Below are 14,170 nucleotides of genomic sequence, written 5' to 3'. Positions count from 1 at the left end.
CGCCTTCCGGGTCAGGTCAGAGCATTCCGAGCCGGGTCACGAGCATCGCCACGACCACCACGAGAACCCATCCCATGACGTGCTCGAGGATGTCCGGGCCGTCCTCCCGGGGGCCGCCGGTGCGCACACCGGGGGCGGTGACGGGAGCGGTGACGGTGGCTGCGTTCGCGGTCATGACTTCTCGCCGATCTCGGATCTCGGTGGTGCGCGCCGGGCCTTTACGCGCCGTTGTCCACCTTGCCACCGTCGGCGGCTTTTGCGGCCGAGAGCTTGGTCACAGGCCGGGGCCCCGTGCGGCGGGGGCGGCCCGCCGCACGGACCGGCTCAGCGCACTCCGACGGCCGCGAGCGCCTTGCGCATGCGCGAGGTGGGACGCGCCGGAAAGTACAGGTAGCAGACGCCGCCGGTGCCGGAGACGACCTTGCCCGAGGCGTTGTACCGCTTGGTCCTGAGCCAGATGTTCTCCCACTCGCGCCGCCGGTAGACGCGCCGGACGGCCTCGTTGTCCGGGGAGGCCGGATCGTTGGCGATCACGTCGCCGTCCTCAGTGAACCCGATCACGGTCATCAGGTGCCCGGACGTCCCGTACCCCGCTCCGGTCAGTTCCTCCTCACGGAAGGACTGGGACGTGATGGCCGGGACGCCCGCCCCGATCAGGGTCTCCAGGTCGCTCAGCGAGCCGAGCCGGGTGACGACGCCCTGGAGGTCCTCGAAGGTGGCCGCGTAGGCCGCGTTGAACGGCCAGTTGCCGCAGCCGGCGTACTGGTGGTCGTAGGTGTGGCGGGCCGCGTGGCACACCTGCGGGTCGGTGTAGGACGGGTCGACCCAGGCCAACTGCTCCTCGGTGAGCCGTCCGCCCCAGTACTCGATGATCATCTGTGAGGAGGTCGGGCTGCACCAGGCCTCGCCGCCGTTGTCGTACTCCGGGTACCGGCCCTTGTGGATCTCCTGCGAGTAGCGCGGGACGATCAGTTCCCGGGCCGGACCCGGCGTGGAGGCCGGGACGGTGAAGCGGTCGGGGACGTCGGAGCCCATCGCGCCGAGCCGCCAGACGGTCGGGGTGAGTGCCGTCCCGGGACGGCGGTGCAGGGTCAGCCGCAGCCGGTACGAGACCAGGCGCAGCCCCGAAGCGGGGTCGTCGACGGCGAGGGTGTCGGTCCACACCGTGCTCCGGCCGTCGCTCTGGCCGTCCACCGAGGTGCGCCGGATGTCCTGGTCGCCGGCCGCCCAGCGGCCCATCACGTACCAGGGTGTGTCGGTGCCGTCCGTGTAGGTGCCCTGCAACTCGACCTGGATCCAGGTGCCGTCGGGGGTGTGCGCGTTCCAGGAGGCGATCGCCTCCGTCGCCGGCACGGTGAGCCGGTGGACGGGTGAGGTCCAGGCCGCGTACTCCCAGGCGGCGGTGTCGCCGGTGTGCGGGTCGGTGTGGTCGGTGGTGCCCGCGGCCTTCGCGATCACCAGGCCGGGGCGGACGCCCGCGACGGCCCGGGTGCCCTCGGCGGTGCCGCCGCGCCAGTCGCTGTAGGAGGTCCAGGCCCTGTTGTCCACGGGTCGGGCCCCTGCGGTCCGTTCGGGGTCTGTGGAGCCGCCTGTCGGGCCTGCGGCGGACCGGCCGGTCGGGGTACCGGCGAACGCCGGGCCGGTGCTCGCCACGGCGGCGACGACCGTTGCGGCCAGAAGGGTTCTGCGAGACGGCTGTTCGGCTCTGCTCATGGGTGGAGGACCCCCAGGTGTCGGAGTCGGTGCAGGTCCGGAACACGGCGGGTCGTACGGCGTACGTCCACCGGGTGGAGCGGATGTCCGCCCACTATGAGCACACCGGGGCAGGCCCCGCCAGCACCCGGGACCGTGCCGCGCCGACCAATATGGGACTCGACCAATGACACACATGCCGGCGGATCGGGGGCCTGCGGATCCGAGGACCGGCGGATCGTTCCGGGGCACGGGCACGGGCACGGGCGCTGGCCACCGGGTCCCGGTCAGGTTCTAGAGTGCTCGCGTCACCGTCTCTCCGTATGCCGCCCCGCCCCATGCCGCCCCTCCCCCAGGAATCAGCCATTCACGATCTCGTCTCCCGCATCCGCGGTCTCTCCCCCTCCTGCGGACCCGTCCGGCTCGTCGGTGTCGACGGGCACGCCGGTTCCGGGAAGTCCACGTTCGCCGGCCGGCTGGCCGGAGCACTGGGCGGCGTCCCGGTGCTGCGACTCGACGACATCGCCAGCCACCAGGAGCTGTTCGGCTGGACCAAACGGCTGCTGAGCCAGGTGATCGGTCCGCTCGGCCGCGGTGAGCAGGCGTACTACACCCCCTACGACTGGCGGGCCCGCGCCTTCGGACAGCCACACCCGCTGCCGCCCGCCCCGGTGGTCGTCGTCGAGGGCGTCGGAGCGGGACGCCGGGCGCTGCGGCCCCATCTGGCGCTGCTGCTGTGGATGGAACTGCCCGCGGAGGCTGCCTGGTCGCGGGGGCGGGCACGGGACGGGGCGGAGCAGCGGGAGTTCTGGGAAGGGTGGGTCGAGGCGGAACGCCGGCACTTCGCCGAGGACCCGTCACGCCCCTTCGCCGACCTTCTGGTGCGGGAGCGCGAGGAGGGGTACGAGGTACTCGCCGGGCCTGCCGGGACGGCCGAACCCCTCTCTCCGCTCACGGACGGTGACGGGCCGTCCGCACCGCGCTGAACAGGCGAAGGGCCTTGTCGGACAAGTCGCCGGAGCACTTCAACTTCGCTTGACCAGGGGCCCGTACAGGTCTTACGTTCTCAATGTGCGGCCGTTCGGAGCCGCCCGCAGACGCGAAGCCCCCGGTTGTTCCCCCGTGATCGGGGGCTTCGTTCTGCCTTCTTCGCCCCTTTCGACTGCCGAGCGGCATATGCCGATCACCCTCGGTCACGGCCTGCCGTCGAAACCCTCCCGCCCGCCTCGCTCCCCCCGCGGGTGCGGCACCCCTACGGAGGCGGCGCCGCCGCAGGTACGATGCCTTCGGTGCGACCTACGGACGCCGCTTCGCGCACCGTGCAACTCCGGCCCGCAGCGCAGCGGTTCGCCTCACGGCAGCCGGCGGGCGAGGGCCGGTGGGGCATACCGACGAGGCACGGTTTGTGGGGGGACGTGATGAACTTCGGCACGCAGGGCCCGCAGGCCCCGGCCGATCTCGCCTGGCTGCGGGGCGTGGACGCCTACACCATGGGCGCCTATCCGCAGGCCGAGGAGGAGTTCCGGGCCGCGGTGCGGATCGACCCGGGGATGGCGGACGGCTGGCTCGGGCTGCACGCGCTGCGCGTCGACACGACGGCCTCGCTGCTGCGCATGTTCCGGCACCGGGACCGCTTCGGCGAACAACGCACCCGGCACCGCCGTACCCTCAACTCCTGGTACTGGCTGGGCTGGTGGGTTCAGCCGGTGCTGGAGAGTCCCCGCGATCTGCTGCTCGCGCACGCCTCCCACTGGCTGGACGGCCGCCACGTCCCCGAACTGGACCGCGCGCTCGCCGGACTGCCTCCCGTGGACACCGACCCGCAGGTCCGCTTCCTGCACGCCTGCCGCGCCTATCTGGTCAAGGACTGGGAGCAGCTGGTCCGGCACACCGACCCGCTGCACGGCGATCCGCTGCTCGGCATCGAGACGGGCCTGTTCGGCGGTATGGCCCGGGTGCGCCTGGAGATGTACGGGCAGGCCGAACCCCTGCTGTCGGCGGCCCTGATGCGCTGCCGCAGCGAGCAGCCGCAGCGCAAGGAGCTGCGGTACTGGCTGGCACGCGCCCACGAGGGCACCGGCCGCAGTGCCGCCGCGGTCCCCCTGTACCGGGCCGTGCACCGTGTCGACCCTGCCTTCATGGACACCTCGGCCCGGCTCGCCGCCATCGCCGAGGGGGACGGCTACGACGACCCCACCGATCTCGGCTCGCTCACACTCGGCGGGACGGGCCCGGACCTGCTGGACGGTCCGGACACACTCGATCCGCTGTTCGGCACCGAGGGCCGCGATCTGATGCTGTCCGAGCCGGACCCGCAGCCCGCGGCCCCGCGGCCGACCACGGGGCCTTCGGTGCGCGAGCGGGCCGGCGACCCGGTGCCGTCACTGCCCACGGGTCCCACCGACCCCGCTTTACTGGAGGAAGCGCTCGCCGAGCTGGAGCGCATGGTGGGGCTGGAGCCGGTGAAACGCCAGGTCAAGGCGCTGTCGGCGCAGTTGAACATGGCGCGGCTGCGGGCCGGGCAGGGGCTGCCGGTACAACCGCCGAAACGGCACTTCGTCTTCTCCGGCCCGTCCGGTACCGGCAAGACCACGGTGGCCCGCATCCTGGGCCGGGTCTTCTACGCCCTCGGGCTGCTCGGCGGGGACCATCTCGTGGAGGCGCAGCGGGCCGATCTGGTCGGCGAGTACCTGGGGCAGACGGCGGTGAAGGCCAATGAGCTGATCGACTCCGCGCTCGGCGGGGTCCTCTTCGTCGACGAGGCCTACGCTCTCTCCAACTCCGGGTACGGCAAGGGCGACGCGTACGGTGACGAGGCGCTCCAGGTGCTGCTGAAGCGGGCCGAGGACAACCGCGACCACCTGGTGGTCATACTGGCCGGCTACCCGGAGGGCATGGACCGTCTGCTCGGCGCCAACCCGGGGCTGTCCTCCCGCTTCACGACGCGCGTCGACTTCCCGTCCTACCGGCCACCCGAACTCACCGCGATCGGTGAGGTGCTGGCCGCGGAGAACGGCGACGTGTGGGACGAGGAGGCGCTGGAGGAGCTGCGGTCCATCGCCGGTCACGTGGTGGACCAGGGGTGGATCGACGAGCTGGGCAACGGGCGGTTCCTGCGGACGCTGTACGAGAAGAGCTGCGCGTACCGGGATCTGCGGCTGTCGGCGTACCCGGCGTACCCGGGCACGCTGACCCGGGAGGACCTGGCGACGCTTCGGCTGCCGGATCTGATGCAGGCGTACGGGGAGGTGCTGTCCGGGCGGGGCCCACAGGATCCGCCGGCGCCCTGACAGCGGCGGATCCCGCGACGCGGGCGGTCAGCGGGTGAGCGCTCCCGCCGGGGCGCCGCTCCTGGCCTCGGCCGGTCCGGCATCCGCATCGATGCCGGCCCCGATGCCCGCCCCGGCGTCCGGAAGCGTCCCGGAATCGGGGTGTGTTCCGGAGTCGGCACGGGTCCTGGAACCGAGGTGTGTCCCGGTCTCCGGCCGCGCTCCCGGGGCCTCCCGGTGTGCCGGGTCCCGTACCTCGCCGACCAGCAGCTCCAGTACGTCCTCCAGGGCCACCAGCCCCTGTGTCCGGCCGGATGCGTCGGCCACCTGGGCCAGGTGGGTGGCGGCTCGGCGCATCACGGTGAGGGCGTCGTCCAGCGGGAGTTCGGGCCGGAGGGTGGGCATGCGCCGCCAGAGCCGCCGCGGCACGGCCCGGTCGGTCTCCTCCAGGTCGAGCACGTCCTTGACGTGCAGGTAGCCCATGAAGGCGCCGCCCTGCGCGGCGACCGGGAAACGGGAGTACCCGGTGCGGGCGGTGAGTTCCACGATCCGTGCCGGGGTGACCTCGGGGCCGACCGTCACCAGTGACTCACGGGGCAGCAGGACGTCCGTCACCGGGCGGGAGCCCAGCTCCAGGACGTCCTCCAGGCGCTCGGCCTCCTCGGGGTCCAGGAGGCCCGCCTTCCCGGCGTCCTCCACCAGCCGGTTCAGCTGCTCGCTGGTGAAGGCCGCCTCGGCCTCGCCCTTCGGCTCGACGTGGAAGGCCCGCAGGACGGTCTCGGCGCAGGCGCCGAGCGCGGTCGTGACGGGCCGGCACCACCGGGCGAACCGGACCAGGCCGGGACTCAGCCACAGCGCGGCCTTCTCGGGGGCGGCCCTCGCGAGGTTCTTCGGGACCATCTCGCCGATGACGAGGTGGAAGAAGACCACGGCGGCGAGTGCGACGACGTAGCCGAGCGGATGGATCATGCCGTGCGGCAGGCGGATCCACGCGAACACCGGCTCCAGCAAGCGGGCGACCGTCGGTTCGGCGATCGCTCCGAGGGTCAGCGAGCAGACGGTGATGCCGCACTGGGCTGCCGCCGTCATCCGCGGCAGGTGCTCGAGCCCGTACAGGACCTGACGGGCACGGGCGGTGCCGAGCGGTTCGATCTGGCTGCGGCGCACGGAGACCAGCGCGAACTCGGCACCCACGAAGAATCCGTTGACGAGGACGAGCAGGGCAGCGAAGAGGAGGTGCAGCACGCTCATCGGGCTGCCCCCACGAGTGGCGGCGGGGCCGCCTCGACCAGGCGGACGCGCTCGGCACGGTAGTGGCCGACGCGGCGGACCGACAGCCGCCAGCCGGGCAGTTCCGCGTGGTCGCCGACGGCCGGGATCCGGCCGAGCAGGTCGGCGACCAGGCCGGCGACGGTCTCGTAGGGTCCGTCGGGCACGTCGAGGCCGATACGGAGCAGGGTGTCGACGCGGACGCTGCCGTCGACGTCCCAGGCGGGGCGGCCGTCCTCCGGCGGAGCGGCGACGGGTTCGGTGGCCCTACCGAAGAGTTCGCCGCGTTCGCCGCGTTCGCCGTGCCCGTCGTGCTCGTCCCAGATCTCGCCGACGATCTCCTCGACGATGTCCTCCAGCGTGACGACTCCGGCCGTGCCGCCGTACTCGTCGACGACGACCGCGATGGGCTGCTCGCCGCGCAGCCGCGTCAGCAGCGGCCGGACGGGCAGGGTCTCGGGGACGAGCAGCGCCGGGCGGGCGATGTCGCCGACGGGGGTGCGCAGCCGCTCCCGCGGGGGCACCGCGAGGGCGTCCTTGAGATGGGCCATGCCCACGACTTCGTCGATCCGCTCCGTGTGGACGGGGAACCGGGACAGGCCGGTGGCCCGGGTCAGGTTCACCACGTCCTCGACGGTCGCCGAGGACTGCAGGGCGCTGACCCTCACCCGCGGGGTCATGACGTGCTGCGCGGTCAGCTCCCCCAGGGACAGGGTCCGTACGAAGAGGTCCGCCGTGTCCTGTTCCAGGGCGCCGGCCCGCGCGGAGTGCCGGACCAGAAAGACCAGTTCGCCGGGCGTGCGGGCGGAGGCCGGCTCCGCGGTCGGCTCGACGCCCAGGGTGCGCACCACCCGGTCGGCCACGGCGTTCACTCCGGCGATGACCGGGCGGAACAGGCGGGCGAAGACCTGCTGCGGGCCGGCGGCGAACCGCGCGACCTGCAGCGGCCGGGACACCGCCCAGTTCTTGGGCACGAGCTCGCCGATCACCGTCTGCACGGCCGAGGCCAGCAGCACGCCGACGACCACGGCGAGGGTGGAGACGGCTCCCTCGGGGACACCCGTGCCGGTGAAGGGGCCGCGCAGCAGCCCGGCGAGCGCCGGTTCGGCGAGCATGCCGACGACCAGGGAGGTGAGGGTGATGCCGAGCTGGGTGCCGGAGAGCTGGAAGGGCAGCTCCTTGAGTGACTCGACGACCCGGTGGGCGCGTCGGTCGCCGTCGGCGGCGGCCCGTTCGGCGTCCGGTCGCTCGACGGTGACCAGGCCGGACTCGGCTGCCACGAAGAACCCGTTGGCGAGAATCAGCAGGAATGCGGCTGCGAGGAGCAGCAGGGGGGTGGTCATGATGCCGCCGCTTGCGCACGGTCGCGAACCTCGTGGAACGGGTTCGCGCTCTGTCGACAGGGGGCGGCGCAGGTACTGCAGGACGATCCGTCCATCGCCGGAGAGGGTCACTCCTCGGTTAGCTGGAGCCCCTGGGCCACCGGGCGGGGCGGCAGGGGCGAAGGCGCTGTCGGCGCGCCGTCGCCCACCAGACTAATCAGGACAAGGGCGACCGCGTCAGGTGGAACGGCCCCGATGTCTCCCCGAGATGCCCCGGGTCAGCCCCGTGACGCATCGGGGTCGACCACGGAACGCGCCACGGCGAGCGCCCGCAGGGCCTGCGCGTCGGCGATGGCACGTTCCCTGGCGATGCCCGGCTGGATGCCGAGCACGGGCATGCTGGTGCCGTCGCTGAGGTCGAGGAAGACCCAGGGGTCACCCGGACGGAGGTTCACCTGAAGGATCTGAGCCCATTCGAGGCGGCGCCTGCCGACGATGTTGACGACGGTGATGCCGGACTCGTCGGCCTCGACCCTCGGCCGGGCCAGCAGCACCAGCCCGCCGGCCAGCAGGGCGCCGGTGAACACGAAACTGAGCCGCTCGCCCGGGTCGACCTGCTCCAGCAGCAGGGCGATCAGGGAGAGGGCCCCGAAGAGCGCGGCGGCCGCACCGAGCAGCACCGCACGGGTGCGGCCGGGGCGGAAGGTGACGGGTAGGGCGGGCAGGGCGGGCTTGTCGGACGGCTGGTCCGAGGGGGTGTCCGGCATGGTGCGGCTCCGGGATCGGTCCGGGTCAGAGGCGGCAGGCGTGGATGGCCGTGGTGAGGATGGCGCGGGCACCGATGTCGTAGAGGTCGTCCATGATGCGCTGGGCCTCCTTGGAGGGGACCATGGCGCGGACGGCGACCCAGCCCTCGTTGTGCAACGGCGACACGGTCGGGGACTCCAGGCCCGGGGTCAGCGCGACGGCCTTCTCCAACTGCTCGACCCGGCAGTCGTAGTCCATCATCACGTAGGTGCGGGCGACGAGGACGCCCTGGAGACGTCGCAGGAACTGCCCCACCTTGGGCTCGACGGTCTCGTCGGGCTCGGCCGCGGCGCCGGTGCGGCGGATGACGACCGCCTCCGAGGTCATGATCGGCTCGCCGAGCACCTCCAGGCCCGCGTTGCGCAGGGAGGTGCCGGTCTCGACGACGTCCGCGATGATCTCGGCGACGCCCAGCTCGATGGCGGTCTCGACCGCGCCGTCGAGGTGGACCACGGAGGCGTCGATGCCCTGTTCGGCGAGGTGCCGGGCGACGATCCCCTCGTAGGAGGTGGCGACCGTCCTGCCGCCGAGGTCCGTGACGCTCCGCGCGACACCGGGCTTGGCGGCGAAGCGGAAGGTGGAGCGGGCGAAACCGAGGGGCAGGATCTCCTCGGCCTCGGCGCCCGAGTCCACCAGGAGGTCCCGGCCGGTGATGCCGATGTCGAGGCGGCCCGAGGAGACGTAGATCGCGATGTCGCGGGGGCGGAGGTAGAAGAACTCGACCTCGTTGACCGGGTCGACGATCCTCAGTTCCTTCGACTCCCGGCGCTGCTGGTAGCCGGCCTCATGCAGCATCTCCGCCGCAGGGCCTGCCAGTGAACCCTTGTTGGGGAGTGCGATGCGCAGCATGAGGTCGGCTTCCTTCGGAGTGTGGGTGGTGGTGGGGCGGTGCCTGCGATCACAGGTGGGCGTAGACGTCGTCGAGGGAGATGCCGCGGGCGACCATCATCACCTGGACGTGGTAGAGCAGCTGCGAGATCTCCTCGGCGGCCGCTTCCTTGCCTTCGTGTTCGGCGGCCATCCAGACCTCGGCGGCCTCTTCGACGACCTTCTTGCCGATGGCATGGACGCCCTTTTCCACCAGTTCGGCGGTGCGGGAGGTGGCGGGGTCGCCGTGCGCGGCCTTGTGCTGGAGCTCGGTGAAGAGCTCCTCGAACGTCTTCTTGGACATGGTGGTCCTTACCCTACGCGGTGTCGGGGCCTGCTCACCGCCAGGGTTCGGATACTGAACGCAGCGTGGCCGCGGTCGCCACCGCCGCCGTGACCGCCTCGTGCCCCTTGTCCTCGGTGGAGCCGGGCAGTCCGGCGCGGTCCAGGGCCTGTTCCTCGGTGTCGCAGGTGAGCAGGCCGAAACCGACGGGCACCCCGGTGTCGACGCTGACCTGGGTGAGGCCCTGGGTGACGCCCTGGCACACGTACTCGAAGTGGGGCGTGCCGCCCCGGATGACGACGCCGAGGGCGACGACCGCGTCGTAGCCGCGTCCGGCGAGGACCTTGGCGACGACCGGGAGTTCCCAGCTGCCGGAGACCCTCAGCAGGGTCGGTTCGTCGATGCCGAGGTCGTGCAGGGCGCGCAGGGCGCCGTCGACCAGTCCGTCCATCACCTTCTCGTGCCACTGTGCCGCGACCACGGCGACGCGGAGGTCTCCCACGTCGCGTACGGACAGTTCCGGTGCGCCCTTGCCGCTCACGTCTCTCCTCGGTGCTCTCTTGGTTCTCTGGGTTCTCTGGGTTCTCTGACTGGTTGCCGCAGGCCGGCTACTGGTTGCCGCAGGCCGGCACGGTCGGCGTGTCCAGCCAGGGCAGGTCGTGGCCCATCCGGTCGCGCTTGGTGCGCAGGTAGCGGATGTTGTGCTCGCCGGCGGTGACGGGCATCGGTTCGCGGCCGATGACCTCGATGCCGTGCCGGACGAGCGCGTCGGCCTTGTCGGGGTTGTTGGTCAGCAGGCGGACGCCGCGCACCCCGAGGTCGGCGAGGATCTGCGCGCCGGCGCCGTAGTCACGGGCGTCGGCGGGCAGGCCCAGCTCGAGGTTGGCGTCGAGGGTGTCACGCCCGCGTTCCTGGAGTTCGTAGGCGCGCAGTTTGGACATCAGGCCGATGCCGCGTCCCTCGTGTCCGCGCAGATAGACGACGACACCCCGGCCCTCCTTCTGGATGCGCTCCAGGGAGGCGTCCAGCTGGGGGCCGCAGTCGCAGCGCTGGGAGCCGAAGACGTCGCCGGTGAGGCATTCGGAGTGGACGCGCACGAGGACGTCCGCGCCGTCGCCGATCTCGCCGTGGACGAGGGCGACATGCTCGACGCCGTCGACGGTGGAACGGTAGCCGTAGGCGGTGAAGGTGCCGTGCGAGGTGGGCAGCCGGACCTCGGCCTCGCGGCGGACGGTGGGCTCGGAGCTGCGGCGGTAGGCGATCAGGTCCTCGATGGAGATGATCGTCAGGCCGTGCTTGCGGGCGAACGGGATCAGCTCGGGCAGACGCAGCATCTGCCCGTCCTCGCCGGCGATCTCGACGATGGCACCGGCCGGGCGCAGTCCGGCGAGGCGGGCCAGGTCGACGGCGGCCTCGGTGTGGCCGTCGCGCACGAGCACGCCGCCGGAGCGGGCGCGCAGCGGGAAGATGTGACCGGGGCGGACGAAGTCGTCCGGCTGGGCGGTGCCGTTCGCGAGCAGTCGGAGGGTGGTGGCGCGGTCGGCGGCCGAGATGCCGGTGCTCACGCCGTGGGCGGCGGAGGCGTCCACGGAGACGGTGAACGCGGTCTTCATCGACTCGGTGTTGTCCTCGACCATCTGCGGGAGCCGGAGCCGGTCCAGTTCGTCGCTCTCCAGGGGAGCGCAGATCAGGCCGCGGCATTCGCTCATCATGAAGGCGACGATCTCGGGGGTGACCTTCTCGGCGGCGATGACGAGATCGCCCTCGTTCTCGCGGTCCTCGTCGTCGACGACCACGACCGGGCGGCCGGCCGCGATGTCGGCGACGGCCTGTTCGACCGGGTCGAGCGTCAGGTCCTCGACGTCCTCGGTGCTGTACAGGATCGGTGCCGTGCTCATGCCGGCGCTCCTTCCAGGGCGGGCCGTGCGTCCTCGCGGGAGCGCAGCCACCAGTCGCGCAGCCCCCACAGGACCAGCGCGCCGTAGATGATGTAGACGAAGCCGGAGAAGGCGAAGCCGTTGGCGAAGTTCAGCGGTACGCCGACGAGGTCGACCAGCAGCCAGGCGAACCAGAACTCGACCATGCCGCGGGCCTGGGCGTACATGGCGACGACGGTGCCGACGAAGATGTACGCGTCCGGCCAGGGGTCCCAGGACAGGGACGGGTACAGCGTGAACAGTCCGCCCACCGCGAGGGTGCCGAGTGCCGCCGCGCCCGCCAGGATCCCGCGTTCGCGCCAGGTGGCGAACCGGACGGCGATGGAGCCGTCCTGCGCCTGTTGCCGGCCGCGGTTCCACTGCCGGAAGCCCCAGACGGCGACGAGCATGACGACGATCTGCTTGCCCGCGCTGCCGGAGAGATGGGCGGTGGCGAAGGCCGCGAAGAGGATCAGGCCCGAGACGAACTGGGCGGGCCAGGTCCAGATGGAGCGTTGCCAGCCGAGGGCGAGGGCGATCAGACCGATCACGTTGCCGATCATGTCCGACCACTTGATGTGCTGGTCGAAGAGGACGAACGCCTCGGAGTTCAGCCAGTTCACCGCGTGGCCCCCTCACCGATGGCCCGGTCGCCGATCATCCGCTCGACGTACTTGGCGATGACGTCCACCTCCAGGTTGACCGGGTCGCCGCTCTGCTTGAGGCCGAGGGTGGTCAGGGCGAGCGTGGTGGGGATCAGGCTGACGGTGAAGAAGTCGGGGCCGGCGTCGACGACGGTGAGGCTGATGCCGTCGACGGTGACGGAGCCCTTCTCCACGACGTAGCGGGAGAGTTCGGCCGGGAGTGAGATCCTCACGATCTCCCAGTTCTCGGACGGCTTGCGCTCGAGGATCCGGCCGGTCCCGTCGACGTGCCCCTGCACGATGTGGCCGCCGAGACGGGCGCCCAGGGCCATGGGGCGTTCGAGGTTGACCCGGGAGCCGACGGCGAGGGCGCCGAGGCTGGAGCGGTTCAGGGTCTCGGCCATCACGTCGGCGGTGAACTCGTCGCCCTCGTGGTCCACGACCGTGAGGCAGACACCGTTGACGGCGATCGAGTCGCCGTGCTTGGCGCCCTCGGTGACGACGGGGCCGCGCAGACGGAAGCGACAGGCGTCGTCGAGAGTCTCGACAGCGGTGATCTCGCCCAGTTCTTCGACGATTCCGGTGAACACTTCCCGGGTCCTCCTGCCTCTTCGGGCACGGACTCCGGGGCTGTCGATGACGACAGAGGTACGGGCAAGTACACCGGGGGCGACGCCGGACGGAGTTCACCCGAGGGTGAACCGATACGGCGGCGCGCACGAATGCCCGCCCGCCGCGCACTGCCTCCCATCCGGACTTTAACCGTCGGTCCAGGAATTTCACCTGGTCAACCGGCCACTGGAAGCGGCCGGGTCGCGGACTGTAACCGCCGGTTCGGACTTTCACCGACCCCGGAGTGCGCTGCTGCTGGTACTGGGCCCAGTGTGCCATGCCCGGCCACCACCCATACAGGTGAGGGGTGTGGGGTGCCTCACAGAAAAAGGCGTCCGTGCGCGCCGCCCGCCCGCGGCCGGCCCTCGGACATCACGCGCCACCGGCGCACAACCGGCGCACAACCGGCGCACAGCAGCCCCACCCGCGCCCCGCCTGCCCCCTTGAACGCCGTCGAACGCGCCCTCCCGACCTGCACCCACCCATTGACCACAGTGGTCTAGTCCTTTTAGCGTCTGATGCGGCCTCCGCACAGACCGGCCCGGCGGCGGTGACGACGGCCCTTGCCCGCCGCCGGGCCTCACCACGCCGTCCGCCGGGGTCGTCCGTGATCCCGTGTCACATCCGGGGCCGCCGATCCGTCCCTGTGGACGAGGGTGCTCCAGCGGGGAGCACCGCATCTCCCGAGGGGCTGAACAGCATGAGCACGATCCTGGTGACCGGCGGTACCGGAGCCCTCGGCCGGCACCTGACCGAACGGTTGCGGACGGACGGGCACGAGGTGCGGGTGCTCAGCCGGCACTCCCGTCCGTACGCCGTCGACCTGCGCCGGGGCGGCAGCACGCTGGACGAGGCCGTCACCGGGGTGGACACGGTCGTCCACTGTGCGAGCACACCGCGCGGCGGAGACGAGCAGGCGGCGGAGAACCTTCTCGCGGCGGCACGGCGGGCCGGGGTGGGGCACCTCGTGTACATCTCGATCGTCGGTGTCGACCGGGTGCCGTTCGGTTACTACCGGACCAAGTTCGCGGTGGAACGGCTGGTCGAGGAGTCCGGGATCGGCTGGACCGTCCTGCGCACGACCCAGTTCCACGACCTGCTGCTCACGGTGTTCGAAGGGCTGGGCAGGCTCCCGGTGCTGCTGCTGCCGTCCCGTGTGAAGGACCAGCCGATCGAGGTGACCGAGGTCGCGGACCGCCTGGCCGAGCTGGCCGGGGGCGGGCCGGCGGGGCGCGTCGAGGACATGGGCGGCCCGGAGGTGAGGACGCTCGACTCCCTGGCGCGCTCCTACCTCCGGGCGACGGGGCGACGCCGCGCGGTGGTCAGGGTTCCGCTCCGGGGCGCCGCCTACCGGGCCTTCCGCGCCGGCAGCCACCTCGCCCCGGAGCGCGCGGTGGGCAAGGGCACCTTCGAGGAGTTCCTGGCCGCACGGCCGGGGCGGGGACGCGTCGGCGAGTAGGCGGGCGAGCCGGAGGGGGCCGGGGCGAGC

The 14,170-nt window shown here is 71.9% G+C and carries 14 protein-coding genes and 1 riboswitch; of the genes, 3 read left to right on the top strand and 11 right to left on the bottom strand.

What is annotated here, in order from left to right; translation table 11 throughout:
• Nucleotides 1–16: 16 nt before the first annotated feature.
• The gene (locus ACTWJ9_RS28330) at nt 17–175 is read right to left on the bottom strand and encodes an SCO1431 family membrane protein (protein ID WP_279337100.1); all 159 of its coding nucleotides are present in this window, start codon (nt 173–175) and stop codon (nt 17–19) included.
• Between the two features lie 149 nt (nt 176–324).
• A complete protein-coding gene (locus ACTWJ9_RS28325) occupies nt 325–1,713 on the bottom strand; it encodes a peptidase C39 family protein (RefSeq protein WP_387038436.1) in 1,389 nt (462 codons plus the stop codon).
• Nucleotides 1,714–2,015: 302 nt separating this feature from the next.
• Between ACTWJ9_RS28325 and ACTWJ9_RS28320 the strand changes: the two genes are divergently transcribed.
• Nucleotides 2,016–2,678 (top strand): hypothetical protein, encoded by a 663-nt coding sequence (locus tag ACTWJ9_RS28320; RefSeq protein ID WP_279337098.1) that lies wholly within the window; start codon nt 2,016–2,018, stop codon nt 2,676–2,678.
• A gap of 432 nt (nt 2,679–3,110) precedes the next feature.
• A complete protein-coding gene (locus tag ACTWJ9_RS28315) occupies nt 3,111–4,982 on the top strand; it encodes an AAA family ATPase (RefSeq protein WP_279337097.1) in 1,872 nt (623 codons plus the stop codon).
• A 27-nt stretch (nt 4,983–5,009) separates the two neighbouring features.
• Here ACTWJ9_RS28315 and ACTWJ9_RS28310 read toward each other — a convergent pair whose 3' ends face one another.
• The 9 genes from ACTWJ9_RS28310 to ACTWJ9_RS28270 all read right to left on the bottom strand — a co-directional run bounded on the left by ACTWJ9_RS28310 (nt 5,010) and on the right by ACTWJ9_RS28270 (nt 12,659).
• Nucleotides 5,010–6,212 carry a hemolysin family protein gene (locus ACTWJ9_RS28310; RefSeq protein WP_279337096.1) on the bottom strand — a complete coding sequence of 401 codons (1,203 nt, stop codon included), beginning with the start codon at nt 6,210–6,212 and terminating at the stop codon, nt 5,010–5,012.
• Entirely contained in the window at nt 6,209–7,573 is a 1,365-nt protein-coding gene (locus tag ACTWJ9_RS28305) for a hemolysin family protein (RefSeq protein ID WP_443294916.1), read from the bottom strand. Before ACTWJ9_RS28305 ends, ACTWJ9_RS28310 begins: the two co-directional genes overlap by 4 nt.
• A 257-nt stretch (nt 7,574–7,830) precedes the next feature.
• Complete coding sequence (locus tag ACTWJ9_RS28300; RefSeq protein ID WP_279337094.1) at nt 7,831–8,319, bottom strand: PH domain-containing protein; 489 nt, start codon at nt 8,317–8,319, stop codon at nt 7,831–7,833.
• A gap of 25 nt (nt 8,320–8,344) precedes the next feature.
• The gene (hisG, locus tag ACTWJ9_RS28295; protein WP_279337093.1) at nt 8,345–9,208 is read right to left on the bottom strand and encodes an ATP phosphoribosyltransferase; all 864 of its coding nucleotides are present in this window, start codon (nt 9,206–9,208) and stop codon (nt 8,345–8,347) included.
• A 49-nt stretch (nt 9,209–9,257) separates the two neighbouring features.
• On the bottom strand, nt 9,258–9,530 hold the full coding sequence (locus tag ACTWJ9_RS28290; RefSeq protein WP_010046365.1) for a phosphoribosyl-ATP diphosphatase: 273 nt from the start codon (nt 9,528–9,530) through the stop codon (nt 9,258–9,260).
• A 34-nt stretch (nt 9,531–9,564) separates the two neighbouring features.
• Nucleotides 9,565–10,050, bottom strand: a complete 486-nt coding sequence (gene ribH, locus ACTWJ9_RS28285; protein WP_279337092.1) for a 6,7-dimethyl-8-ribityllumazine synthase — start codon at nt 10,048–10,050, stop codon at nt 9,565–9,567.
• Between the two features lie 67 nt (nt 10,051–10,117).
• Nucleotides 10,118–11,407, bottom strand: a complete 1,290-nt coding sequence (locus ACTWJ9_RS28280; RefSeq protein ID WP_279337091.1) for a bifunctional 3,4-dihydroxy-2-butanone-4-phosphate synthase/GTP cyclohydrolase II — start codon at nt 11,405–11,407, stop codon at nt 10,118–10,120.
• The gene (locus ACTWJ9_RS28275; RefSeq protein WP_279337090.1) at nt 11,404–12,048 is read right to left on the bottom strand and encodes a nicotinamide mononucleotide transporter family protein; all 645 of its coding nucleotides are present in this window, start codon (nt 12,046–12,048) and stop codon (nt 11,404–11,406) included. Before ACTWJ9_RS28275 ends, ACTWJ9_RS28280 begins: the two co-directional genes overlap by 4 nt.
• Nucleotides 12,045–12,659: a riboflavin synthase gene (locus tag ACTWJ9_RS28270; RefSeq protein ID WP_279337089.1), complete on the bottom strand. Its 615-nt coding sequence runs from the start codon at nt 12,657–12,659 to the stop codon at nt 12,045–12,047. The genes ACTWJ9_RS28275 and ACTWJ9_RS28270 overlap by 4 nt, the downstream gene beginning before the upstream one ends.
• 143 nt (nt 12,660–12,802) lie before the next feature.
• Nucleotides 12,803–12,933: riboswitch (FMN riboswitch) on the bottom strand.
• A 448-nt stretch (nt 12,934–13,381) separates the two neighbouring features.
• On the opposite strand from ACTWJ9_RS28270, the gene ACTWJ9_RS28265 reads away from it, so the two are divergent.
• Nucleotides 13,382–14,140 (top strand): SDR family oxidoreductase, encoded by a 759-nt coding sequence (locus ACTWJ9_RS28265; protein ID WP_387038446.1) that lies wholly within the window; start codon nt 13,382–13,384, stop codon nt 14,138–14,140.
• Nucleotides 14,141–14,170: the final 30 nt, after the last annotated feature.

This window comes from Streptomyces sp. GDS52 (assembly GCF_052246875.1).
Lineage (GTDB): Bacteria > Actinomycetota > Actinomycetes > Streptomycetales > Streptomycetaceae > Streptomyces > Streptomyces cathayae.
Note: the sequence above shows the minus strand (reverse complement) of the source record. Positions and strands in the feature narration are given on the sequence as shown.

Bases quoted from the DNA above. Each gene is read 5' to 3' on its own strand.
- ACTWJ9_RS28330 (WP_279337100.1), bottom strand. From the start codon at position 175: ATGACCGCGAACGCAGCCACCGTCACCGCTCCCGTCACCGCCCCCGGT.
- ACTWJ9_RS28325 (WP_387038436.1), bottom strand. From the start codon at position 1,713: ATGAGCAGAGCCGAACAGCCGTCTCGCAGAACCCTTCTGGCCGCAACG.
- ACTWJ9_RS28320 (WP_279337098.1), top strand. From the start codon at position 2,016: ATGCCGCCCCGCCCCATGCCGCCCCTCCCCCAGGAATCAGCCATTCAC.
- ACTWJ9_RS28315 (WP_279337097.1), top strand. From the start codon at position 3,111: ATGAACTTCGGCACGCAGGGCCCGCAGGCCCCGGCCGATCTCGCCTGG.
- ACTWJ9_RS28310 (WP_279337096.1), bottom strand. From the start codon at position 6,212: ATGAGCGTGCTGCACCTCCTCTTCGCTGCCCTGCTCGTCCTCGTCAAC.
- ACTWJ9_RS28305 (WP_443294916.1), bottom strand. From the start codon at position 7,573: ATGACCACCCCCCTGCTGCTCCTCGCAGCCGCATTCCTGCTGATTCTC.
- ACTWJ9_RS28300 (WP_279337094.1), bottom strand. From the start codon at position 8,319: ATGCCGGACACCCCCTCGGACCAGCCGTCCGACAAGCCCGCCCTGCCC.
- hisG (WP_279337093.1), bottom strand. From the start codon at position 9,208: ATGCTGCGCATCGCACTCCCCAACAAGGGTTCACTGGCAGGCCCTGCG.
- ACTWJ9_RS28290 (WP_010046365.1), bottom strand. From the start codon at position 9,530: ATGTCCAAGAAGACGTTCGAGGAGCTCTTCACCGAGCTCCAGCACAAG.
- ACTWJ9_RS28280 (WP_279337091.1), bottom strand. From the start codon at position 11,407: ATGAGCACGGCACCGATCCTGTACAGCACCGAGGACGTCGAGGACCTG.
- ACTWJ9_RS28265 (WP_387038446.1), top strand. From the start codon at position 13,382: ATGAGCACGATCCTGGTGACCGGCGGTACCGGAGCCCTCGGCCGGCAC.